Source organism: Streptomyces sp. NPDC107654 (assembly GCF_055639035.1).
In genome coordinates this window covers 1-23,997 of the sequence record NZ_JBVKBI010000035.1, presented here as the reverse complement: position 1 = coordinate 23,997, position 23,997 = coordinate 1, and the positions used below count along the sequence as shown (strand labels likewise).

At 70.3% G+C, this 23,997-nt stretch carries 20 protein-coding genes; 15 read left to right on the top strand and 5 right to left on the bottom strand.

The features are described from left to right. Positions 1-31: 31 nt before the first annotated feature. The gene (locus ACZ7N4_RS36115; protein WP_471367569.1) at positions 32-547 is read right to left on the bottom strand and encodes a hypothetical protein; all 516 of its coding nucleotides are present in this window, start codon (positions 545-547) and stop codon (positions 32-34) included. A 473-nt stretch (positions 548-1,020) separates the two neighbouring features. On the opposite strand from ACZ7N4_RS36115, the gene ACZ7N4_RS36110 reads away from it, so the two are divergent. The 6 genes from ACZ7N4_RS36110 to ACZ7N4_RS36085 all read left to right on the top strand — a co-directional run bounded on the left by ACZ7N4_RS36110 (position 1,021) and on the right by ACZ7N4_RS36085 (position 6,596). Then, positions 1,021-1,488 carry a hypothetical protein gene (locus ACZ7N4_RS36110; RefSeq protein WP_471367567.1) on the top strand — a complete coding sequence of 156 codons (468 nt, stop codon included), beginning with the start codon at positions 1,021-1,023 and terminating at the stop codon, positions 1,486-1,488. Next, positions 1,481-3,286: a WXG100 family type VII secretion target gene (locus tag ACZ7N4_RS36105; protein ID WP_471367565.1), complete on the top strand. Its 1,806-nt coding sequence runs from the start codon at positions 1,481-1,483 to the stop codon at positions 3,284-3,286. Before ACZ7N4_RS36110 ends, ACZ7N4_RS36105 begins: the two co-directional genes overlap by 8 nt. A 154-nt stretch (positions 3,287-3,440) precedes the next feature. Further along, positions 3,441-4,604: a S8 family serine peptidase gene (locus ACZ7N4_RS36100; protein ID WP_471367623.1), complete on the top strand. Its 1,164-nt coding sequence runs from the start codon at positions 3,441-3,443 to the stop codon at positions 4,602-4,604. 114 nt (positions 4,605-4,718) lie between these two features. Continuing rightward, positions 4,719-5,060 (top strand): WXG100 family type VII secretion target, encoded by a 342-nt coding sequence (locus ACZ7N4_RS36095; RefSeq protein ID WP_356150413.1) that lies wholly within the window; start codon positions 4,719-4,721, stop codon positions 5,058-5,060. A gap of 39 nt (positions 5,061-5,099) precedes the next feature. Beyond that, positions 5,100-5,402 (top strand): WXG100 family type VII secretion target, encoded by a 303-nt coding sequence (locus ACZ7N4_RS36090; protein ID WP_356150410.1) that lies wholly within the window; start codon positions 5,100-5,102, stop codon positions 5,400-5,402. Positions 5,403-6,383: 981 nt separating this feature from the next. Beyond that, positions 6,384-6,596 carry a hypothetical protein gene (locus tag ACZ7N4_RS36085; RefSeq protein WP_471367562.1) on the top strand — a complete coding sequence of 71 codons (213 nt, stop codon included), beginning with the start codon at positions 6,384-6,386 and terminating at the stop codon, positions 6,594-6,596. Between the two features lie 327 nt (positions 6,597-6,923). Here the strand turns inward: ACZ7N4_RS36085 and eccCa are convergent, their stop codons facing one another. Next, positions 6,924-10,889, bottom strand: a complete 3,966-nt coding sequence (gene eccCa / locus ACZ7N4_RS36080; protein ID WP_471367560.1) for a type VII secretion protein EccCa — start codon at positions 10,887-10,889, stop codon at positions 6,924-6,926. 300 nt (positions 10,890-11,189) lie between these two features. On the opposite strand from eccCa, the gene eccD reads away from it, so the two are divergent. Further along, positions 11,190-12,692, top strand: coding sequence for a type VII secretion integral membrane protein EccD (eccD, locus tag ACZ7N4_RS36075; protein WP_471367621.1), 1,503 nt, complete (start codon positions 11,190-11,192; stop codon positions 12,690-12,692). Between the two features lie 104 nt (positions 12,693-12,796). Here the strand turns inward: eccD and ACZ7N4_RS36070 are convergent, their stop codons facing one another. Next, a complete protein-coding gene (locus ACZ7N4_RS36070) occupies positions 12,797-13,090 on the bottom strand; it encodes a DUF397 domain-containing protein (protein WP_471367558.1) in 294 nt (97 codons plus the stop codon). 267 nt (positions 13,091-13,357) lie between these two features. Here ACZ7N4_RS36070 and rpsO point away from each other — a divergent pair, with 267 nt between their 5' ends. From rpsO to ACZ7N4_RS36045, 5 genes are all read left to right on the top strand, one after another. Then, positions 13,358-13,645 (top strand): 30S ribosomal protein S15, encoded by a 288-nt coding sequence (gene rpsO, locus ACZ7N4_RS36065; RefSeq protein ID WP_003997419.1) that lies wholly within the window; start codon positions 13,358-13,360, stop codon positions 13,643-13,645. A gap of 365 nt (positions 13,646-14,010) precedes the next feature. After that, positions 14,011-16,233 carry a polyribonucleotide nucleotidyltransferase gene (locus ACZ7N4_RS36060; RefSeq protein WP_471367555.1) on the top strand — a complete coding sequence of 741 codons (2,223 nt, stop codon included), beginning with the start codon at positions 14,011-14,013 and terminating at the stop codon, positions 16,231-16,233. Beyond that, entirely contained in the window at positions 16,230-17,609 is a 1,380-nt protein-coding gene (locus tag ACZ7N4_RS36055) for a M16 family metallopeptidase (protein ID WP_471367554.1), read from the top strand. The genes ACZ7N4_RS36060 and ACZ7N4_RS36055 overlap by 4 nt, the downstream gene beginning before the upstream one ends. Positions 17,610-17,635: 26 nt before the next feature. Continuing rightward, entirely contained in the window at positions 17,636-18,388 is a 753-nt protein-coding gene (gene dapB, locus ACZ7N4_RS36050; protein ID WP_471367550.1) for a 4-hydroxy-tetrahydrodipicolinate reductase, read from the top strand. 13 nt (positions 18,389-18,401) lie between these two features. Further along, entirely contained in the window at positions 18,402-18,854 is a 453-nt protein-coding gene (locus tag ACZ7N4_RS36045; RefSeq protein ID WP_471367547.1) for a hypothetical protein, read from the top strand. A 65-nt stretch (positions 18,855-18,919) separates the two neighbouring features. Here ACZ7N4_RS36045 and ACZ7N4_RS36040 read toward each other — a convergent pair whose 3' ends face one another. Together ACZ7N4_RS36040 and ACZ7N4_RS36035 are read right to left on the bottom strand one after the other, a co-directional pair. After that, a complete protein-coding gene (locus tag ACZ7N4_RS36040; RefSeq protein ID WP_471367545.1) occupies positions 18,920-19,474 on the bottom strand; it encodes a hypothetical protein in 555 nt (184 codons plus the stop codon). Between the two features lie 114 nt (positions 19,475-19,588). Beyond that, entirely contained in the window at positions 19,589-19,825 is a 237-nt protein-coding gene (locus tag ACZ7N4_RS36035; protein WP_467930365.1) for a hypothetical protein, read from the bottom strand. Positions 19,826-20,010: 185 nt separating this feature from the next. Here ACZ7N4_RS36035 and thyX point away from each other — a divergent pair, with 185 nt between their 5' ends. The 3 genes from thyX (at position 20,011) to ACZ7N4_RS36020 (ending at position 23,735) form a co-directional block, all read left to right on the top strand. After that, positions 20,011-20,760 (top strand): FAD-dependent thymidylate synthase, encoded by a 750-nt coding sequence (thyX, locus tag ACZ7N4_RS36030; protein WP_471367542.1) that lies wholly within the window; start codon positions 20,011-20,013, stop codon positions 20,758-20,760. 209 nt (positions 20,761-20,969) lie between these two features. Then, complete coding sequence (gene dapA / locus ACZ7N4_RS36025) at positions 20,970-21,869, top strand: 4-hydroxy-tetrahydrodipicolinate synthase (protein WP_471367540.1); 900 nt, start codon at positions 20,970-20,972, stop codon at positions 21,867-21,869. A 180-nt stretch (positions 21,870-22,049) separates the two neighbouring features. Beyond that, a complete protein-coding gene (locus ACZ7N4_RS36020; protein WP_471367538.1) occupies positions 22,050-23,735 on the top strand; it encodes a ribonuclease J in 1,686 nt (561 codons plus the stop codon). Positions 23,736-23,997 lie beyond the last annotated feature (262 nt).

Below are 23,997 nucleotides of genomic sequence, written 5' to 3'. Positions count from 1 at the left end.
GATCGTCTGATTCGCCGACAACCCGGCGCCGCTACTCCTTCTTCTTGGCCTTGCCGTCGCTTCCGTAGTGGTTCTTCTCGCCCGGCGCCCCCACCCTTTCGTCGAACCCGTCGTCCAGCACGTCGATGCTGCTCATCTGCCGCTGGATGTAGTTCTCGTCGTTCTGGTGGACGGTCTTGGTGACCTGCATGTGGTTGGAGATCTGGGCGCAGGCGTCCATCAGGGACTTCAGCTGCTCCTCCCAGCGGTCGGAGACATGCTGCAGCCCGGCGCCGAGCGCGAAGCCCTGCCGGGAGAGGTCACCGGCCGCGCTGTCGCTGCTGGGGGTCGCCACGCGGGCCTTGTCCCAGAGCTGGTCGTACAAGTGGTGGGCGGCGCCGCCGATCTTCACCAGGTCGCCGTGGCCCACCTTGAGGTCACCGGTCTTGCCGGGCAGGGCGTAGGGCCCGTAGGTGCCGCCGCCCCCGTCGACATGGTTGAGCCGCATGTGTGCCGGCTGCCCGTCGGCAGCCTGCGTCTTGAGCTGCTCCCACTCGTCCCATGCCATGGAAGGGCCCCTTCCCCCGTGGTTGTCCCGATGCCCGGTCAAGCTAACAACCGATGCTGGGGAAAATTTGCACCATGTCCGCTATGCGCGTTGTGTCGGGTGTGAAAATTCAGCGGAGGTGTGCCCCTGCCGAGTGTTGGCCCGAACTGTTCGGCAAGCCCGAATCAACCCTCGCGGGTGAGCTTTTGTGGTTGCAAAGCCCTTCCCCGAGCCACCTCAAGCGCCTCCCCGCTCCCCCCGTGTGTGAATCTTCTGCGCAGGTGCCTGCCTCCTTCTGTCGTTATTGACCGCATTGCCGGTCTTGGGTGGTCGTGAGTCGGTCACTTCGGGACACCTTTGCAACTGAACCGTCGCAGAGTTCAGTTGGCCGCCATGTGTGCAGTGACTACAGTGGTCAGGGATGGATCGGGGGTACGACCTGTGCTGCCCGGTCCCTCTGGCTCTACCAACGGGGAAACGGGGAAGGGGTCGCGGTGAGCGGCGGTGGCGGCTCGGGCATGCGGCGCGGTATCGATGCGCTGGCGAAGTTCAAGACGAAGGTGGACAAGGCGCTGACGGCCTTCGAGGGGGCACCCGGCAATCCCTCCAGGCTGGCGGAACACAAGCTCAACGCCGGTTCGTTCAGCGGCTCGAACATCCCGTTCCACGAGGCGACCGAGTTGCACGGCAACTACGAGCAGGTGCACGAACGCCTCACCACGCTGTCGCAGAACCTGGGCATGCAGATCGAGGCGCTGAGGCTCGCGGCGCACGCCGCCGATGTCACGTACGACGGTACGGAGGACGAGGTGCGCCGGCGGTTCTATCAGATCCGCTCGCACCTCGCCGAGCAGCATCGTGAGGCGACACAGCCGAAGGGCGAGCACGCCGGCGACAAGCCTGCCAAGGCCGGTGAGCACGGCGGCGACGACAAGTCCGCGGGGGCGGGTTCCATTGACTGACAACTGGCAGCAGAAGCCCGAGTACAAGGCCGACGTCGAGCAGGCCAACCAGCAGGTCGGCTTCGTCAACACGCTCAGCCGTCTGCAGAACGGCTTCAGGGGCACGCCGATGGGGGCGGCCCTGTCCGCGGGACGGACCGACTTCGAGGGCCACAAGCTCAACGCGATGCTCGACCTGGTCCACCACGCCAACCCCGAGCACCTGGAGACGGCCAGCAAGGCCCTGTGGGACGCCCGTACGGCCATCCACGACGCGGCGACGGACCTGGAGACCAACCTCAAGGGCGTCGACTGGGAGGGCGAGGGCGCGGACCAGTTCCACACCTGGACCAAGGGCCTGATCGACTGGACCAAGGGACTGGCGTCCTTCGCCGACGTGGCGGCCACCGAGATCTCCGCCGCCGCCACGGGGCTGGCCTCGGTGCGCAGCTCCATGCCGAAGGAACGAGACCCCCGCCCCGCGAGCGAGCAGAAACACCCCGAGGACCTGCCCAAGTCCAAGCAGGTCGACGGTGACCCCGACTACGCCGTCGCGCTGAAGGTCGAGAAGAACCGGCAAGAGGCGATCAACCAGATGAACCGGTTGGCGTCGTTCTACTCGGTGTCCGCGACCGCGCTGGGCATGGCGATGGAGACCGACCCGAAGCCGTACACGCCTATTCCGGATCTGGGGGTGCCTCAGCCGTCGGGGCGTGAATGGCCGTTCCACTCGGGATCGTCCACCCATGCCTCCCTCAGCGGAGGCGTGGCGAGAAGCCGTGAGAGCGTGACGGGAAGCCACGTGGAGCCGGCGACCTCAAGTGGAACCGGTAGCCGTGGCCACGTACCGCCCCTGAGGGAAGTTCACGAGCCGAGCACGCCTTCCGGTCACGAGGTCGGCACGGAGATCAACACCACTACCACCCTGCCGCCCCAGACGCCCGCCACGCCTCCCAGCTCTCCGACGCCGACTCTGCCGACCACCAGTGGTGGCGGCCCCACGCCCCCGCTGCCCACCGGGCCGATGGCGCCTCCCGTCGTGCCGACCACCGGTCGTACCCCCGGCTACGGCCCGAGCGGCCGACTGCCTGTCTCCGCGCAGGGGCGCACCGGTCCGTCAGGTACGGCCGGCGGTCGAGTGCCGCAGAGCTCAACCGGTCAGCCGGGTCGCCCCGTCGCCGGTGGCCGCGTGCCCCAGGGCCCGGTCGGGCAGGCAGGCCGTTCCGTCACCGGTGGCCGGGTGCCGCAGGGCCCGATGGGTCAGCCCGCGCGTGCCACGGGCCGTGCGACTCCGGCCGGCCAGCCGGGTGCGCGGGGGCCCGTCCAGTCCGGCCGCACCCCGGTGGGGCGTCCCGTCACCGGCGGAACGCCGAGGACGACCAACACGCCCGGCGGGCGTACGGGAGCGACCGGTCCCAACGGTCCGGCGCGTAACGGTGTAGTGGGCGGAAAGCCCGTCACGGGCCGTGGCTCCGGAGGGGCGGCCAACCCGCGTGTGCCGCGCGGTACGGTCGTCGGCGCCGAGGAACCGGCCTCCTCCACGCCTACCAAGGGCACCCTCGGCCAGCGAGGAGTCGTCGGTGCCCCGACGGCGAAGCCGGAACCCGGTGCGGGTCAGGCGGTACTGCGCTCGGCGGGCAACCCGGAGGGTGTGATCGGCGTGCCCCGCAACACGGCTGGTTCCCCGCTCAACGGCTCCGGGGCGGGCTCCAAGGAGCTCGGCCGCGGAACGGTGGGCGGTCGTGCCGGTGGGACTGCCGAGAGCCGCCAGCAGCGCCCGTCGCAGCAGCGGCGTGACGTGCCCGAGAAGAGCGACTGAACGAGCGAGGACGTACACAGGCATGAAGCCAGGGACCGGCCGGCGCGGTACGAGGACTGCCCTCCTGATGAGGCGCAACACGAGACGGCTGTCTGCTGTCTGCTCGGTACTGGGCGCGCTGGCCATCGCATCGGCAGGGCTCGCCCCGGGGGCCGTGGCCGCGGACGGCGTTCAGTCCAAGCAGTGGTATCTCGACGCGATGGGTGCCAAGGAGATATGGAAGTACAGCACCGGCAAGGGGGTGAAGGTCGCTGTCATCGATACCGGAGTGAATCCGGACACGCCTTCGCTCAAGGGCCAGGTGCTCGTCGACGAGGTACCCAAAGCTGCTAAGTACCACGTCACGCAGGACTATGACGGCCACGGGACTTCGATCGCCGAAATCATCGCAGGTACTGGAGCCGGTGGTGGCGTCAAGGGTCTGGCTCCCGAAGCGAAGATCATCCCCATTCGGGTGGGTCTCGACCAGCTGAAGGATGCGGACGAGCGGGCTAGATCCCTCACCTCCTCCGAGGCCATCAGGGCCGCCGCCGACAGTGACGCCAAGATCATCAACATGTCCTACGGAAGCGAGTACTACACGGAAGAGGAGGAGGATGCTCTCAAGTACGCCGCTTCCAGGGGAAAGCTGCTCTTCGCGTCCACGGGTAACACCGGAGACAAGGGCAACAAGCGGAACTACCCTTCCATGGATCCGTATGCCATCGGTGTCGGTGCCATCGACAAGACCGGAACCGTGGGCAATTTCTCCTCCTACGGGAACCAGGTCGACCTCGCGGCGCCAGGCATCGACGTCCAGGGCTGGTGCGACAACACGTTCGCGAAATACTGCACCGCGTCCGGCACGAGTGCCGCCTCCGCCATAGCCTCAGCCTCCGCAGCCCTGGTCTGGTCCGCCCACCCCGACTGGACGGCCAACCAGGTCCTCCGTTCCTTCATCGACACCGCCGGCCGCACCTGGGCCAAGAACAAGCCCAGCAAATACCTCGGCTACGGCATCATCCGTCCGCGCCGCGTGCTGATCGACAAGGACATCGATCCGGGACCGGCCGACAGGGACCCCCTGGCCGCCGAGAACGGGGCGGATCCCGACGAGGACATCACGGCCGAGAAGGGATCCTCGGCCACGCCCTCCGAAGGAGCGTCGGTGAAGCCGACCGAGAAGGCCGGTTCCGCCGGCGCCCCCGCCCCCGCCGCCGCGAAGGACACCGACTCCGGCAGCGGCACCCAGACCTGGGTGATCATCGGCGCCGTGGCAGCCGTACTCATCATCGGAGGCGCCGCTTTCGCCGTGCTGCGCGCACGCCGTAACGCCTGAGCGGTCTCCCGCCTACCTGCCCACTCACCGAGTGAGCAGAAGTCCGCTTGCCGGACGCGCTGAAGCCTGGCTGCAGCGCCCGGCGAGGTCAGTTCACAAAAGAAGGGCACGAAAATGGCGACGCAGCGCCAGAAGGTAAGCGACAAAGACATCATCATCCTCGAAAAGGAGCTGCTGCACCGTTTCGAGGGCATCAAGGGCCAGCTCAAGGAGCTGCAGGCCATCATCGACAGCCTTGAGGGGCACTGGAAGGGCATCGGCGCCGGCGCGTTCAACGCCAAGCAGACCGAGATCAACGAGCGCATGGTGAAGATCGGCAACATCCTCACCAAGTTCATCGAGGCCATGAGCAGCACTCGGAAGATCAAGGACGGCACGGAAGACGAGATCCGCTCGCAGGTCCAGAGCATCGACGTCGACTTCGGTGGCTCGCACTCGGCGCTGTCCAGCTACTGATCCATCCCGGCCCAAACCCTCTTCAGCAACGGAGCATTCATGAGCGTCAACAACAGCGGTGAGCTGGAAGTCACTTACGGCAGCCTCGACGACACGGCCACCCAGCTGGCCAACCACGCGCAGCGGCTCGAGGAGAGCCTGGACGCCATCAAGCGGAAGGTCGCCGGCGTCGCCAGCATGTGGGAGGGCGAGGCCCACAACACGTACACCGAGCAGCAGGCCGCCTGGGACCGTGAGGCCAACGGCATCCACGAGGCTCTCAAGGCCATCGGCCGGGTCGTGCACGCGGCCGGCGGTGACTACCAGGGCGGCGACCGGAAGGCCGCCAGCTACTTCATGTAAGCGGCCGGACGACCGGCACGTCACGACAGCGGGTGGGCACGCACGGGAGGTGCCCACCCGCTGTCGTGCCGGACGAGCGCGGCTGAACGGTCACACCGGGAACCCGGGTGAACCCGGGTCCCCGTTCCCCGAGCGCCGTACATCGCCCGCAGCGCCGACGGCCGACACACCGTTCTGCTCTCCCTCCCGCGCTCCGGTGGTGATCCCGGGCGTTTCCTCGCGGGGGCCGAAGGCTTCCGCTACCTCCTGGGCCCGGCCGCGGTACCGGCAACGGCCCTCGCCCGTCCCCGGCGACCCCGTCTGATACGCCCTGCCCGTCCTCCTGCTCCCGCACCGCCCTCGCCGTGCACGGCGGTCCGCTGCCCGAGCGGACGGTACGCGCGCTCGGCGTGACCCTCGCCGAGACCCTGGCCGTCCTGCACGGACGGGGCCTGGCCTTCGCCGGTGCGTCTCCCGCGGCCGTCCTGCTCGCCGCCGACGGCCCCCGCCTCTCCTGCCAGGGCACCGTAGGGGCCGCCGCCCCGGACGGCACGCCCCGGTCCGGGCTGCCCTGCCTGGAGCCCGGCAGTCTGCCGCCGGAGCAGGCCTCCGGCGGGCGCCCGCGCCCCCTGGGGGCCGTGTACGCCCTCGGAGTGACACTCGCGTACGCCGCCACGGGCCACACGACCCCGCAGCGGGACGAACTCCCGGCCGCGTTCCGTACCGTCATCGGCCGGTGCCTCACCCGCGACCCCGGTGCCTCACCGCGACCCCGGTGCCCGCCCCCGCTCGCCGAGCTGGCCGACGCGCTGGCTGGCGGGGAGCCGTCGGGCTCCACGACCCTCCTCGCCCTCGGCTGGCTCCCGGTACGGGTGATCGCCGCCCTCCCGCACCGGTCGGCGGCCGTTCTCTCTGCGGAGATCCCCGTCGGGGAGCGCCTCGGCGCCGGGGTCGTGGACGCCGGTCCACGACCCCGGGGCGCCCTGGTTCGCCACCGAGTACGTGCTCGGGCCGCCCCTCGGCGAGGCCGTGGAGTCGTGCCGTCCGCTGCCGCCCGAGGCCTCCGTACGGGCGCTCGGTGCGACGCTGTGCGGGGCGCCGGGGCGGTTGCAGGCGTCGGACGCCGTCCACTGCGACCCCAAGCCCTCCAACGTCCTCGTCACCGCCTGCGGCCCGAAGGTCCAGGGCCACGGCGTCCTATTCCTGGACCCCTAACCCGTTCCCACGGTCACGGCCACGGGCACGGCCACCGGCACGGAGAAAGACGCACGGGACACCCGGTCATACGAACTCGGCTCCACGGACGGCTCCACGGACGGCTCCGTGGACGACTCCACGGCCGTCTCCGCCGCCGGCAACCGCGTCCTCATGGCGAGCGGCAGCTCCCTGCGCGCTCTGCCGGTTTTCTGACGCGGCCTGACACGGCCTGACACGGCGACCCGCCGCGTGGGACGTCCGGCCCCGGGAGACACCGGATCCGGCGGCCGCACGACCGCCGGATCCGAAGGGTGCGCGTCAGGTGAGCCGGGTCGTCCGGCGCCCTCAGTACTCGACGTCCACCAGCCCCGTCTGGACCAGCGGCTTCCCCCGCTTCCGCGACACGAAGACGCCCCGGCCCGCGGGCATCGGCCGCGGCCGGACCCCGGCGAGGATGTCGCCCTCGGCCGGGTCGCCGGCCAGGATGACGCCCTGGGCGCCGAGTTCCTTCATGCGCTGCATGAACGGCTCGTAGGAGGCGCGGCCCGCGCCCGCGGAGGAGCGGGCGATGATGAAGCGGACGCCGACGTCGCGGGCGAACGGCAGCATCTCCGTCAGCCCGCTCAGCGGGTTGCCGCTGGAGGTGGAGACGAGGTCGTAGTCGTCGATGACGACGAAGACCTGCGGGCCGCGCCACCAGCTCCGCTCCCGCAGCTGCTGCGGCGTGACGTCGGCCGTCGGGGTGCGGCGCTGCATGAGGTCGGCGAGGGCCGCCATGTGGTGGTCCATCTGGCTGGACATCGGGATGTACTCGGCCAGGTGGGACGAGGGCGTGATGTCCAGCAGCGCGCGGCGGTTGTCGACCACGAAGAACTTCGCCTCGTCGCCGCCGTACCGCAGCGACAGCTGCTTGATCAGCAGCCGCAGCAGGTTGGACTTGCCGGACTCGCTCTCGCCGAAGACCAGGAAGAACGGGTCCTGGTCGAAGTCGACGAAGACCGGCTCCAGGTTCTCCTCGTCCAGGCCGAAGGCGATGCCCCGCTGCGGGAAGCGGTCGCCCGCCGGCAGCTTGACCGCCTCCAGCCGGCGGGGCAGCAGCCGCACCTTGGGGGCGCCCGGCGCCTGCCAGTGGCGGCCGACGTCGGTGGTCAGCGCGGCCGTGGCCTCGGCCAGGTCGGTGTCGGAGGTCAGGCCGTCGATACGCGGAACGGCCGCCATGAAGTGCAGCTTCTGCGGGGACAGACCGCGGCCGGGGACGCCCGCGGGGACGTTCGCCGCCACCTTGCGGTCGACCTCCGAGTCCATCACGTCGCCCAGGCGCAGCTCCAGGCGGTTCATGAGGTGGTCCTTGAGGTTCGCCCGGACCTCCATCGAACGTGACGCCGTGATGACGAGGTGGACGCCGTAGCCGAGGCCGCGGGCGGCGATGTCCAGGACCGCCGACTCCAGGCCCTCGTAGTCGGTGCGGAAGTTGCCCCAGCCGTCGACGACCAGGAAGACGTCGCCCCACGGCTGGTCGGTGACCGAGATCTCGCCGCGGGCACGCCGGGCCCGGAAGTCGGCGATCGACGCGATGCCGGCCGTGCGGAAGTACTCCTCGCGTCGGGTCAGGACGCCGTACACCTCGGAGACCGTACGGCGGACCCGCTCCGGGTCCAGGCGCGAGGCGATGCCGCCGACATGCGGCAGGCCGTCCACCGCGGCCATACCGCCACCGCCGAAGTCGAGGCCGTAGAACTGCACCTCGTACGGCGTGTGGGTGAGCGCGAACGAGCAGATCAGGGAGCGCAGCAGCGTGGACTTGCCGGACTGGGGGCCGCCGATGATCTGCATGTGGCCCGCCGCGCCCGAGAAGTCGAGCATCAGGCGGTCGCGACGCTGCTCGTACGGCTTGTCGACCAGGCCGACCGGGACGACCAGGCGGCCCGCTTCCTCGTAGTTCGGCTGGGTCAGACCGCGGCCCTGCACCGGCGCCAGGCCCGGCAGGAGGGCGTCCAGCGACGGCGGGCTCTCCAGCGGCGGCAGCCACACCTGGTGCGCCGCCGGGCCCTGCGCCTCCAGCCGGCGCACGATCACGTCCAGGACGGTGTCGGCCAGCGCCTCGTCCACCTCCGGCTCGGACCGTGTGCGCTGCTGCGGGACGGCGGTGTAGTGCACCGGCACCTCGGTGGCCGTGAACAGCACCGGCCGCCGGTCCACCGGCAGCTGTCCGCCGGGCAGGGCGGAGCGCTGCGGCCCCGAGCGGTACACGCCGGAGACGTACGCCGCCTTGAAACGGACCATTTCGTCCGTGCCGTACTTCAGGAAGCCGGAACCGGGGACGTTCGGCAGCTCGTAGGCGTCGGGCACGCCGAGCGCGGCTCGGGACTCGGCCGCGGAGAAGGTGCGCAGACCGATCCGGTAGGAGAGGTACGTCTCCAGGCCCCGCAGACGGCCCTCCTCCAGGCGCTGCGAGGCCAGCAGCAGGTGCACGCCCAGCGAACGGCCGATGCGGCCGATCTGCACGAACATCTCGATGAAGTCCGGCTTGGCGGTCAGCAGCTCGCTGAACTCGTCGATCACCAGGACGAGGGAGGGGATCGGCTGCAGCGGGGCACCCGCCGCGCGCGCCTTCTCGTAGTCGTGGATGTTGGCGTAGTTGCCCGCGTCGCGCAGCAGTTCCTGGCGGCGGTTCAGCTCGCCGCGGATCGAGTCGCCCATGCGGTCGACCAGGGTCAGGTCGTCCGCGAGGTTGGTGATGACGGCCGCGACGTGCGGCATCTGCGCCATGCCGGCGAAGGTCGCGCCGCCCTTGAAGTCCGCGAGGACGAAGTTCAGGGTCTCCGAGGAGTGGGTGACCGCGAGGCCCAGGACCAGGGTGCGCAGCAGCTCCGACTTGCCGGAACCGGTGGCGCCGACACACAGGCCGTGCGGGCCCATGCCCTCCTGCGCGGCCTCCTTGAGGTCGAGCATCACGGGCCGGCCGTCCTCGCCGAGGCCGATCGGCACCCGCAGCCGTTCCGCGAGCGCGCGGGGGCGCCAGGTCCGCTTGGTGTCGACGGACGCCGCGTCGCCGAGGCCCAGCAGGTCGGTGAACTCCAGGTTGGCCAGGAGCGGTTCGTCGTCGTCCCCGCCCGACGCCATGCGCAGCGGCGCCAGTTGCCGGGACAGCGCCTCGGCGGACTCGTAGGAGAGGGCGTCCGGGCTGCCCTCGTACACCTCGCCGTGTCCGGACTCCAGGCGGAGCAGGCCGGGCTGTACGACGACGGACAGGTCGCCGCCCGCCGTCGTGAGGTCGCCCGGCACCACCTCGACCACCGTGACGCCCTGCAGCCCCTCCGGGTTGGCGAGCACCGAGTCCGGCAGCAGGGACAGGTCGTCCAGGACGAGCACGATGTGCGGCTCGTCCAGCAGCGGCGCGGCACCGGGGTGGAAGCGCGGCCGGCCGGTCAGCCGGGCGGCCAGCAGGTCCTCCAGCTCGCGCGGGTCGGTGCCGATCAGCCGGCGCGACCCCGCGCCGTCCACGGCACCGGGCGCCTGCACGTGGGGCAGCCACTTCGCCCACTCCCAGTGCGGCAGGGACTCGCGTCCCGCGGCCACCGCGATGATCAGGTCCTGGGGGGAGTGCAGGGAGGCGAGCGAGCCGACCAGCGCGCGGGCCGAGGCCCGCACGGACTGCGGTTCGCCGCTGACCGTGACGTGGTAGAAGGCGCGCAGCGACACCGCCATCGGCAGGTCGCCGACGGTGCTGTGGGCGGCGAGGAAGCGCTGCATCGCGCCCGCGGTCAGCGGCTCCAGCTGTTCGACGGGGCCGGTCTCCGGGGGGACGAGCGGGGTCGCCAGCGGCTGCGGGCCCAGACCGACGCGTACGTGCGCGAAGTCCTCGTCGCCGGGCCGCCGTTCCCAGACGCGGCTGCCCTCGGCGACCAGCGCCCAGAGCTGCTCGGGGGAGGGATGCAGGTAGTACTGCGCGTCCCGCTGCGTCTTCGCCGCCGTCACCGCGGACTTGCGCGCCTGGGAGAGGTAACTGAGGTAGTCGCGGCGCATGTCGGCCAGCTGGCCCTGGGAGCCGCGGCGGAAGCGGACCACCATCGCGATGGACATGGCCACCGTCGAGGCGATCATGATCATGCCCATGATCTTCATGAACGGCTGGCCGTTCGTGAAGAAGAAGACCACCGAGCCGCCCATGCCCAGCGTGGGCAGCAGCTGCATCAGAACGCTCTCCTGATGCCCCCGCGGCAGTTCGGGCGGCGGTTGGACAATGACCTCTTCCGCGGGCACTTCGGACGGCAGCGCCCTAGGGGGGCGCTTCACGACAATCTGGCTCACTGCTCACCAATTCCCTTGCCCGACCCAGGCGTTCCGCCCGCCGCCCCGTGTCCGGCGAGCGCAGGCCGCCGCGTGATCCTACTGAGTTCACCCGACACGGGTGAGCGGTAGGGTGCCGAATGTTCGCGTGCGCACACGCCGAGCAGCCCGGGCAAAACGGGACAACCGTCTCGATGCCGAGGCGGAAACACCCCGGAATCCCGGCGCACGGCACGCCTGCCGCCACGCAGGGGGCAAACGGGCACCGGACCTTCACGACATAGACGCACCACCACCACTGAGGGGGAGCAGCAGGTGAGCATGACGGCCGCCGCCACCGGCGGACCCGGGACGGGAGCCCCTTCCGGGTCCGGCACCGGACTCGGCTTCTGCCGGGTCACCATCGTCGCGCCGGACAGCCGCATCGACGTGGCACTGCCCGACGACGTCCCGGTCGCCGACCTCTACCCGGAGATCCTCCGGCTGTCCCAGCAGAGCCCCGCGGCGGGCGCCCCGGTCGGCTACCACCTCGTCCGCACCGACGGCACCGTGCTGGACAGCGCCCGCTCCTTCGCCGCCCAGCGCATCCTCGACGGCGAACTCCTCACCCTGCGCCCGTTCGCTGAGTCCCTGCCGCCGGCGGTCTTCGACGACGTCGCCGAGGCGGTCGCCTCCGCCGTCACCAAGCAGCACCGGCTGTGGAGCGGCGACCTGACCCGGGCCGCCGGCCTCGTCGGCGGGGGCGTCCTGCCCGCGCTGCTCGCGTTCGTCGCCTGGACCTCCGACCCACGCCACGACATGCACGGCCTGGCCGGCATCCTCGCCGCCGTCACCGGCGTCCTCCTGGTCGTGCTCTCCGCGGTCCGCGCCCGCGTCTACGACGACCGCGGCTCGTCCGTCGCCCTCGGCCTCGGCGCGCTGCCCAACATCGGTGTCGCCGGCAGCGGGCTGCTCCCGCTGAGCGGTGGAGAGGGCATCGGCAGACTCCAGTTCCTGCTGGCGTGCGCGGCCGTCCTCGTCGCCGCCCTGATCCTCACCCTGTGCGCACCACACGGCGACGGCCCCTTCGTCGCCTTCGTGTTCGCCTCGACGGTCGCCCTGGTCGTCGTCTTCGTCGCCACCCTCACCGACTGGGCCCCCACCGAGACGGCCGGCCTGTGCGCGCCCGTCGCCGTCGGTGCCCTCGCCTTCCTGCCCAGCATGTCCATGCGCTTCGCCCGGCTGCCGATCGGCTTCGAGAACCCGAGCAGCGGCGCCCCCCGCCCCGCCTACGGCGCCGACACCGCCGCACAGGAACCGGTGGACACCGAGCGCATCGAGGCGCAGGCCCGGCGCGGCCACGAACTCCTCGTCGGCCTGGTCGGCGGCTGCGCCCTGGTCGCCGTCGGCGCCTCGGCCGTGCTCGGCTTCTCCGACGACATCTGGGCGCAGCTGCTCGCGCTCGCCACCGGCGTCGCCATGCTCATGCGCGCGAGCCTCTTCCGCTACACCGCCCAGGTCGCCTCCGTGCTGGCCGCCGGCCTGGCCTCGCTGGTCCTGCTGGGCCTCGGACTCGCCCTCAACCCGCCGCAGCACATCATGCGCGCGGCGCTGGCCGGTGACCGTACCGACCTCGACATCCGCACCATCTGGCTGATCGCGGTGATCGCCCTGGCCGCCGCCCTGGTGACGGCCCTGGGCCTAATCCTGCCCCGCGGCGGGCTGACCCCCTTCTGGGGCCGCTTCCTGGAGATCTGCGAGGGCTTCGTCCTGCTCACCCTGATCCCGCTGACCCTGGCGGTCTTCGACGTGTACGCCACCGCGCGCGCGATGACCAGCAAGTAGCTCCCGGGTACGACCAGGGGGCTCCCGTGCAGGACACCCGGGCCCCGGCTCCACACGGAGCCGGGGCCCGGTTCGTCGTCACCGACGTCGTGGGCCGGAGCGGCTCACTGCACGTCCGGCCCCCCGTTGTGGGCCATCGGCCTCAGATCGAACTCCCCGTCCCGGGCCCCCAGCACGAACGCCCGCCACTCCGCCTCGGTGTAGCGCAGCACGGTGCCGGGGTCCAGGGAGGAACGCATCGCGACCGCCCCGCCGGGCAGGTACGCGATCTCGACCCGCTCCTCGTGCTCCTCCGTGCCCGGCGCGCAGTGCCACTCCACGCCCGAGATGTCGAGCGCGTACAGCTCGTCCCGCTCCCGCTCCTTGCGCGCCTTGATCTCCGCTTCCGTCTCCGCCATCGTGCAGCGAACCCCTTCCCGAGCTAGGTACGGTCCCGCGCTCACCCTAGTGGCCGGTGCGGCCGCGCCAGGCGGCTTCGGCCACCGGGCGTAAGACCCCCCGCCATCTCCTGGTACCCTGAGTGACGGCCGTTTGTGTACGCACCCCCGGAACCGCGTGTTCTGGAGGCCGCGCCCAGCGGATCCCCGCCTCCCGAGTAACGGAAGCTCCCCCGAGACGTAGACCGGGGGCACTCGGTGGCACTCAACAGACTATGAGGAGTACGCGTGTCGCTCGACGCCGCTACGAAGAAGCAGATCATCGCCGAGTTCGGTACCAAGGAGGGTGACACCGGCTCCCCCGAGGTCCAGGTCGCTCTGCTCTCCCGTCGGATCTCCGACCTGACGGAGCACCTCAAGACCCACAAGCACGACCACCACTCCCGTCGTGGCCTGCTGATCCTCGTCGGTCAGCGCCGCCGCCTTCTCCAGTACCTGGCGAAGAAGGACATCCAGCGCTTCCGTGCGCTGGTCGACCGCCTCGGCATCCGCCGCGGTGCGGCGGGCGCCAAGTAGGACTGGTGAGGGGAGCGGTTCCCGGGAGCACTCGGGGACCGCTCCCTTCGTCGTACGTGCGGAACGTGCGGAGTGTCCCTCACGCTTTGTAGTGTGGTAGCACAACGCAGTACGCACGACACGGAACGACGTACGGCGCAGCACGACGACGTACGGCACAGCACGAAGAGCACGACAGAACGACACCACGAGGAGGAGCGCACCTAGCCGCCGCCGGTCCTCGGTAGTGGCCCCCGGGGGGAAGCGAGCCCCGGGTGCTTCGATCGAAGACCGGCCCGCACCGCACGGAGCGCTTCTCCGCCACCGTCCCCCTGCCACACGGGCAGCCAAGGGACGAAAGACGATAAGTAACGGAGAAAACGCTAGTGGAGAACGAGACCCACTACGCCGAGGCCGTCATCGACAACGGCCCCTTCGGCACCCGCACCATCCGCTTCGAGACCGGCCGCCTGGCCAAGCAGGCCGCCGGCTCCGCCGTGGCGTACCTGGACGACGACACCATGGTGCTGTCGGCCACCACCGCCTCCAAGAACCCCAAGGACCAGCTCGACTTCTTCCCCCTCACGGTGGACGTCGAGGAGCGGATGTACGCCGCCGGCAAGATCCCCGGCAGCTTCTTCCGCCGTGAGGGCCGGCCGTCCGAGGACGCCATCCTCACCTGCCGCCTCATCGACCGCCCGCTGCGCCCGTCCTTCAAGAAGGGCCTGCGCAACGAGATCCAGGTCGTCGCCACGATCATGGCCCTCAACCCCGACCACCTGTACGACGTCGTGGCGATCAACGCCGCGTCCGCGTCCACGCAGCTGGCCGGCCTGCCCTTCTCCGGCCCGATCGGCGGCGTCCGCGTCGCGCTGATCCGCGGCCAGTGGGTCGCCTTCCCGACCCACAGCGAGCTGGAGGACGCCGTCTTCGACATGGTCGTCGCCGGCCGTGTCCTGGAGGACGGCGACGTCGCGATCATGATGGTCGAGGCCGAGGCCACCGAGAAGACCATCAAGCTGGTCGAGGGTGGCGCCGAGGCGCCGACCGAGGAGGTCGTCGCCGCCGGTCTGGAGGCCGCGAAGCCCTTCATCAAGGTCCTGTGCCGCGCCCAGGCCGACCTCGCCGCCAAGGCCGCCAAGCCGACCGGCGAGTTCCCGATCTTCCTGGACTACCAGGACGACGTGTTCGAGGCCCTGACCGCCGCCGTCCGCCCCGAGCTGGCCCAGGCGCTCACCATCGCCGGCAAGCAGGAGCGCGAGGCCGAGCTGGACCGCGTCAAGGGGCTCGCCGCCGAGAAGCTCCTGCCGGAGTTCGAGGGCCGCGAGAAGGAGATCTCCGCCGCGTACCGCTCGCTCACCAAGCAGCTGGTCCGCGAGCGCGTGATCAAGGAGAAGAAGCGCATCGACGGCCGCGGTGTCACCGACATCCGCACCCTGGCCGCCGAGGTCGAGGCCATCCCGCGCGTGCACGGCTCCGCGGTGTTCGAGCGTGGCGAGACCCAGATCCTGGGCGTCACCACCCTCAACATGCTCCGCATGGAGCAGCAGCTGGACACCCTCTCCCCGGTGACCCGCAAGCGCTACATGCACAACTACAACTTCCCGCCGTACTCCACCGGCGAGACCGGCCGCGTCGGCTCCCCGAAGCGCCGCGAGATCGGCCACGGCGCCCTCGCCGAGCGCGCCCTCGTGCCGGTGCTGCCCGCGCGCGAGGAGTTCCCCTACGCGATCCGCCAGGTCTCCGAGGCGCTGAGCTCCAACGGCTCGACGTCCATGGGCTCGGTCTGCGCCTCCACCATGTCGCTGCTGAACGCCGGTGTGCCGCTGAAGGCCCCGGTCGCCGGCATCGCCATGGGCCTGATCTCCCAGGAGATCGACGGCGAGACGCACTACGTCACCCTCACCGACATCCTCGGTGCGGAGGACGCGTTCGGCGACATGGACTTCAAGGTCGCCGGCACCAAGGAGTTCGTGACCGCCCTCCAGCTCGACACCAAGCTGGACGGCATCCCGGCCTCCGTCCTGGCCGCGGCCCTCAAGCAGGCCCGCGACGCCCGTCTCCACATCCTCGACGTGATGATGGAGGCCATCGACCGGCCCGACGAGATGTCCCCGAACGCCCCGCGGATCATCACCGTCAAGATCCCGGTCGACAAGATCGGTGAGGTCATCGGCCCCAAGGGCAAGATGATCAACCAGATCCAGGAGGACACGGGCGCCGAGATCACCATCGAGGACGACGGCACGATCTACATCGGTGCCGCCGACGGTCCCTCGGCGGAGGCCGCCCGCGCCACGATCAACGGCATCGCCAACCCGACGATGCCGGAGGTCGGCGAGCGGTACCTGGGCACGGTCGTCAAGACGACCACCTTCGGTGCGTTCGTCTCCCTGCTGCCCGGCAAGGACGGTCTGCTGCACATCTCGCAGATCCGCAAGCTCGCCGGCGGCAAGCGCGTGGAGAACGTCGAGGACGTCCTCGGTGTGGGCCAGAAGGTTCAGGTCGAGATCGCCGAGATCGACTCCCGCGGCAAGCTCTCCCTCGTTCCGGTGATCGAGGGCGAGGAAGGTTCCTCCGACGAGAACAAGGACGACGCCGAGCAGTGACGTCCCGTAGCTCGAAGGTGACGGCCCGCCCCTCCTCGGAGGCGCGGGCCGTCGCCCGTACCCAAACCCTCATCAAGGGCCGGAACGGCATCGGCACGGTCCGCAAGACCACCCTCCCGGGCGGCCTGCGCATCGTCACCGAGACCCTGCCCTCGGTCCGCTCCGCGACCTTCGGCATCTGGGCGCACGTCGGCTCCCGCGACGAGACCCGGGCCCTGAACGGCGCCACGCACTACCTGGAGCACCTGCTCTTCAAGGGCACCGGCAAGCGCAGCGCCCTGGACATCTCCTCCGCGCTCGACGCGGTCGGCGGCGAGATGAACGCGTTCACGGCCAAGGAGTACACGTGCTACTACGCGCGCGTGCTCGACGCCGACCTGCCCCTCGCCATCGACGTCGTCTGCGACATGCTGACCGGCTCGCTGATCCTCGAAGAGGACGTCGACGTCGAGCGGGGCGCGATCCTCGAAGAGATCGCCATGACCGAGGACGACCCCGGCGACTGCGTGCACGACCTGTTCGCGCACACCATGTTCGGCGACAACGCCCTCGGCCGCCCGGTCCTCGGCACGGTCGACACGGTCAACGCCCTCACGGCCGACCGCATCCGCCGCTTCTACAAGAAGCACTACGACCCCACCCACCTGGTGGTCGCCTGCGCCGGCAACATCGACCACAACAAGGTCGTACGACAGGTCCGCGCGGCCTTCGAGAAGGCGGGCGCCCTCACCGACCAGGACGCCCGGCCCATCGCCCCGCGCGACGGCAGCCGTACGATCCGCACCTCCGGCAAGGTCGAGCTGCTGGGCCGCAAGACCGAGCAGGCGCACGTCGTCCTCGGCATGCCCGGCCTCGCCCGCACCGACGACCGCCGCTGGGCCATGGGCGTGCTCAACACCGCCCTCGGCGGAGGCATGTCCTCCCGCCTCTTCCAGGAGGTCCGGGAGAAGCGCGGCCTGGCCTACAGCGTGTATTCGTACACCTCCGCGTTCGCCGACTGCGGTCTGTTCGGCGTCTACGCCGGCTGCCGGCCCAGCCAGGTCCACGACGTGCTGCGGATCTGCCGCGACGAACTCGACCACGTCGCGCAGAACGGCCTGAGCGACGACGAGATCGCCCGTGCCATCGGCCAGCTGAGGGGCTCCACGGTCCTGGGACTGGAGGACACCGGCGCGCTGATGAACCGTATCGGCAAGAGCGAGCTGTGCTGGGGTGAGCAGATGTCCGTGGACGACATGCTGGCCAAGATCGCCGCGGTCACCCCCGACGAGGTCCGCTCCGTCGCCCGCGACATCCTGGGACGGCGTCCGTCGCTGTCGGTCATCGGCCCGCTCAAGGACAAGCAGGCCGCCCGGCTGCACGACGCGGTCGCCTGAAACACCACCGGTTAGGAAGCAGGAACATGAGCAAGCTGCGCGTGGCGGTCCTCGGTGCCAAGGGCCGGATCGGGTCCGAGGCGGTCAGGGCGGTCGAGGCCGCGGAGGACATGGAGCTGGTCGCCGCCCTCGGCCGCGGTGACAAGCTGGAGACGCTGGCGGACACCGGCGCCCAGGTTGCCGTGGAGCTGACCACCCCCGCCTCGGTCATGGGCAACCTCGACTTCTGCGTGCGCCACGGCATCCACGCCGTGGTCGGCACGACGGGCTGGACCGACGACCGCCTCGCGCAGCTGAGGGGCTGGCTGGACCAGTCCCCGGAGACCGGCGTGCTCATCGCGCCGAACTTCTCCATCGGGGCCGTGCTGACGATGAAGTTCGCGCAGATCGCCGCGCCGTACTTCGAATCGGTGGAGGTGATCGAGCTGCACCACCCGAACAAGGTGGACGCCCCCTCCGGCACCGCCGCGCGCACCGCCCAGCTCATCGCCGAGGCCCGCCGGACGGCCGGCTCGGCCCCGGCGCCGGACGCCACCGCCACCGCACTGGACGGCGCCCGCGGCGCGAGCGTGGACGGTGTCCCCGTCCACTCCGTCCGCCTGCGCGGTCTCCTGGCCCACCAGGAGGTCCTGCTCGGCGGCGAGGGCGAGACCCTGACCGTCCGGCACGACTCGCTGCACCACAGCAGCTTCATGCCGGGCATCCTGCTCGGCGCGCGCCGCGTCGTGACCACTCCGGGCCTCACCTTCGGCCTGGAACACTTCCTGGACCTGAGCTGAGCCCCACGACCTCATGCGCGCGAAGATCACCTACCTCGTCACGGCCGCCGTCCTGGTCTTCTACTTCGTCCTGGTCGGCAGCCGCGGCGTGATGCTCATCCAGTCCGGCACGCTCCTCACCGTCACCTTCGGGGTGGCGGTGCTGGTCCTGCCGGTCATCGGCCTGTGGTTCCTGTGGAAGAACACCCAGTTCGTCCGCCGTGCCAACGCCCTCGCCGCGGAACTGGAGGCCGAGGGCGGCCTCCCGGTCGACGAGCTGAAGCGCCTGCCCAGCGGCCGCGTCGACCGCGACTCGGCCGACGAGGTCTTCGCCAAGCGCAAGGCCGAGACGGAGGAGTCCCCCGACGACTGGCGCTGCTGGTTCCGCCTCGCCGTCGCCTACCACGACGCCCGGGACACCCCCCGCGCCCGCAAGGCGATGCAACACGCCATCGCCCTGCACGACGGCCGCCCTGTCCGCACCTGACCGGACGGGCGCGCGTCCCTTACCCGGGCGCGCGCCTTGGTCAGCCGCGTTGGGGCGCCGCCCGGTCAGCCGCGGCGGTTCTCCGCGGCCCACGCCTCCACCGTGTCCGCCGCCCGGTCGAAGGCCGCCGGCCGGCCCAGGAAGTCCAGGCTGTGCGTGGTGAGCAGCGGCGGGGTGTCCTCGGCGGGCCGGTCCTTGCGTACGAGCGCCAGCGCCTGCCCCTGCACCGTCCGCGGCAGCCCCAGCCAGCGCACCGGCTGCTGTACCGTCCGCACGGAGACGACCCGCGTCCACGGCACCGTCCGCGTCACCAGGAAGCCGGTGTGGCGCAGCCCGCGCCCGCTCACCCAGACGCCCGTGCGCAGCAGCCGCAGCGCGGCGGCGACGATCGCCAGACCCGCGCCGAGGACCACCGCGGCGGCGGGCGCGGAGTCGGTCAGCGCGGTGAGAACCGCGGCGAACAGCATGAACGAGGCGAGCAGCAGCACCAGCGCCGCCGCACCCACCCGCCAGGGCCCTGGCCGGTAGGGGCGGCGCCAGCGGTCCGGATCGTCGTACGGCAGCGCACTCTCGGCCGCCGAATCAAAGGTGCGGTCGGCCGTCAGGAAGGGCAGGGGCACGGCTGGTCCTCACTCGGTCCTCACGGGAGCTGTGCCGTGAGGCTATCCGGCCCCGTTCCCGCCCACCAGCCGTGAGCGTCCGGAAGGGTAAGGGCTCCCGGAAGGGCCTGCGCCTCAGTGCCCCTGGGACGCCTGGGACTGCTGGGCCGGTGTACCGGACTGCGTGGAGAGCGCCGGCATGCCGAGGACCAGGGCTCCCACGAGCCCGGCGACAAGGGTGAGGCCCAGCAGCCAGCGCCCGGCCATCTCGCCGGTGGAGGCCCGCCGACGGGGCGGGGGAGTGACATTGCTGCGGAACCTTTCCGCCTCGGCCAGGAAGGCGAAGGGTACGGGCTCGCGCCGACGGAACATCGTGGTCGCCGCTCCTCTCGGGGTCGAAGATCGAACGTGCATGCCTCACCGATACAGACGCGTGAGGGACACAAAAGGTGCCCATGTCCGAAAGAATCTCGGGTGCGTTTTTTGGGGTGAGGGGCCGAAGCCGCGCCCCGGGCCGCGCCGGGTGCCCCGTAAGGTGGTCGGCAACTACAGAAGTGATGGGAAGGACCCCTACCCCCGTGACCACCCCCGAGTCGCTCACGTTCCGCAGTGACGTCACCGTCGAGCTGGTGAAGTCCAGCGCCTCCGACGCCGACGTGCTCTTCGCCGCCCGTGTCTCCACCGCCGGCGAGCAGTCCCTGGACGAGCTGAAGAAGGACCCCGAGCGCTCCAAGGGCCTGATCAACTTCCTGATGCGCGACCGGCACGGCAGCCCGTTCGAGCACAACTCGATGACGTTCTTCATCAGCGCCCCGATCTTCGTCTTCCGCGAGTTCATGCGGCACCGCGTCGGCTGGTCCTACAACGAGGAGTCCGGCCGCTACCGGGAGCTGGAGCCCGTCTTCTACGTCCCCGGCGCCGACCGCAGGCTCGTCCAGGAGGGCCGCCCGGGCAAGTACGTCTTCGTCGAGGGCACCCCCGCCCAGCACGAGGCGGTCAGCGGAGCCCTGCGCGAGTCGTACGAGCAGTCGTACACGGCCTACCAGAAGATGCTCGCCGACGGCGTCGCCCGCGAGGTCGCCCGCGCCGCCCTGCCCGTCGGCCTCTACTCCTCGATGTACGCCACCTGCAACGCGCGCTCCCTGATGCACTTCCTCGGCCTGCGCACCCAGCACGAGCTGGCCAAGGTGCCGTCCTTCCCGCAGCGGGAGATCGAGATGGTGGGCGAGAAGATGGAGGCCGAGTGGGCGAAGCTCATGCCGCTCACGCACGCCGCCTTCAACGCGAACGGGCGGGTCGCCCCGTAGCGAAGCCTTGTTCCCCTGGCGGAACGGATGTACGGGTCAGCCTCGCGAAGTGTCCGTATTGCGGCATTTAGAGAACTTCATCTAGCCTGATCAAACGGACCCGGCACTGCTTGAACCCCCGAGCAGGCAGTGCCGGGCTCCACTTTGTCCTGACTTTCCCGGCACCCCAAGGGCACACCCCGCATCGAGCACCGAGTAGCGTGTTACCCATGGCTCCGACCTCCACTCCGCAGACCCCCTTCGGGCGGGTCCTCACCGCCATGGTCACGCCCTTCACGGCGGACGGCGCACTCGACCTCGACGGCGCGCAGCGGCTCGCCGCCCACCTGGTGGACGCAGGCAACGACGGCCTGATCGTCAACGGCACCACCGGCGAGTCCCCCACCACCAGCGACGCGGAGAAATCGGACCTCGTACGAGCCGTCCTGGAGGCCGTCGGCGACCGCGCCCACGTCGTCGCCGGCGTCGGCACCAACGACACCCACCACAGCATCGAGCTGGCCCGCCAGGCCGAGCGCGACGGCGCCCACGGCCTCCTGGTCGTCACGCCGTACTACAACAAGCCCCCGCAGGAGGGCCTGTACCGGCACTTCACGGCCGTCGCCGACGCCGCCGGCCTGCCCGTCATGCTCTACGACATCCCCGGCCGCAGCGGCGTCCCGATCAGCACGGAGACCCTCGTCCGGCTCGCCGAGCACCCCCGGATCGTCGCCAACAAGGACGCCAAGGGCGACCTCGGCCGCGCCAGCTGGGCCATCGCCCGGTCCGGCCTCGCCTGGTACTCCGGCGACGACATGCTGAACCTCCCGCTGCTCTCCGTCGGCGCGGTCGGCTTCGTCTCGGTCGTAGGCCACCTCGTCACCCCGGACCTGCGCGCCCTGGTCGACGCGTACGTCTCGGGTGACGTCGTCAAGGCCGCCGAGATCCACCAGAAGCTGCTCCCGGTCTACACGGGCATGTTCCGCACCCAGGGCGTCATGACCACCAAGGCCGCCCTCGCGCTCCAGGGCCTGCCCGCCGGACCGCTGCGCTCGCCCATGGTCGAGTGTTCACCCGAGGAGATCGCCCAGCTCAAGATCGATCTTGCTGCCGGCGGGGTACAACTCTGATTAAAGACTTGGCACCACAGGGGCTTCACACCTGAAGAACAACAGAACACACAACAGGACACACAACAGAAGACGCGGGCCACCGGTGCCCGCACCCCACAACGACAACTGCTTCCGCACGAAACGTCATGCGCGCCACGTGCCGTACCGGTACGTGGCGCGCGTGCTGAGGAGAGTCTTTTGAGTCATCCGCATCCTGAACTCGGCCCGCCGCCGCCGCTCCCCAAGGGCGGCCTGCGGGTCACCCCGCTCGGCGGCCTCGGTGAGATCGGCCGGAACATGACCGTCTTCGAGTACGGCGGCCGCCTGCTGATCGTCGACTGCGGCGTGCTCTTCCCGGAGGAGGAGCAACCCGGAATCGACCTGATCCTGCCGGACTTCTCGTCCGTCCGGGACCGCCTGGACGACATCGAGGGCATCGTCCTCACCCACGGTCACGAGGACCACATCGGCGGTGTCCCCTTCCTGCTCCGCGAGAAGCCGGACATCCCGCTGATCGGCTCCAAGCTCACGCTGGCCCTCATCGAGGCCAAGCTGCAGGAGCACCGGATCCGGCCCTACACCCTGGAGGTGGCGGAGGGGAACCGCGAGCGCATCGGCCCCTTCGACTGCGAGTTCATCGCCGTCAACCACTCCATCCCGGACGCCCTGGCCGTCGCCATCCGTACGCCCGCGGGCATGGTGGTGCACACCGGCGACTTCAAGATGGACCAGCTGCCGCTGGACAACCGCCTCACCGACCTGCACGCGTTCGCGCGGCTGAGCGAGGAGGGCATCGACCTCCTCCTCGCCGACTCGACGAACGCGGAGGTCCCGGGCTTCGTCCCACCCGAGCGCGACATCTCCAACGTGCTGCGACAGGTCTTCGCCGGCGCCCGCAAGCGGATCATCGTGGCGAGCTTCGCCAGCCACGTCCACCGCATCCAGCAGATTCTGGACGCCGCCCACGAGTACGGCCGCCGGGTCGCCTTCGTCGGCCGGTCCATGGTCCGCAACATGGGCATCGCCCGCGACCTCGGTTACCTGAAGGTCCCGCCGGGCCTGGTGGTCGACGTCAAGACGCTGGACGACCTGCCCGACCACGAGGTGGTCCTGGTCTGCACGGGCTCCCAGGGCGAACCGATGGCGGCCCTGTCCCGCATGGCCAACCGGGACCACCAGATCCGCATCGTCGACGGCGACACGGTCATCCTGGCCTCCTCCCTCATCCCCGGGAACGAGAACGCGGTCTACCGCGTGATCAACGGCCTGACCCGCTGGGGCGCCAACGTCGTCCACAAGGGCAACGCCAAGGTGCACGTGTCCGGCCACGCGTCGGCGGGCGAGCTGCTGTACTTCTACAACATCTGCCGCCCGAAGAACCTCATGCCGGTCCACGGCGAATGGCGCCACCTGCGGGCCAACGCCGAGCTGGGCGCCCTGACCGGCGTCCCGCACGACCGGATCGTCATCGCCGAGGACGGCGTGGCGGTCGACCTGGTCGAGGGCAAGGCCAAGATCTCCGGCAAGGTCCAGGCCGGTTACGTCTACGTCGACGGCCTCTCGGTCGGCGACGTCGGCGAGCCGGCGCTGAAGGACCGCAAGATCCTCGGCGACGAGGGCATCATCTCGGTCTTCGTCGTCATGGACGCCTCCACCGGCAAGATCACCGGCGGCCCGCACGTCCAGGCGCGCGGCTCAGGCATCGAGGACTCGGCCTTCACCGACGTCATCCCGAAGATCACCGAGGTCCTGGAGCGGTCCGCACAGGACGGCGTCGTGGAGGCCCACCAGCTCCAGCAACTGATCCGCCGGACCCTCGGCAAGTGGGTCTCGGACACCTATCGCCGCAGGCCGATGATCCTCCCGGTGGTCGTGGAGGTCTGACGCACCGTCGGTGTACGTCCGGAGCGGGGCGCCTCGATTTGCATCGGGGCACCCCGCTCCAGTACGTTTACGGCTCCGCCCAACCGGGAACCCCAGCACTTCACGCGCTGGACACGGATGCCCGGAGCGGGTGGGAAAACCGACTCAGAACTTCTGATAAAGTCGGAACCGCCGGAAAGGGAAACGCGAGAGCGGGAACCTGGAAAGCACCGAGGAAATCGGATCGAGAAAAGATCTGATAGAGTCGGAAACGCAAGACCGA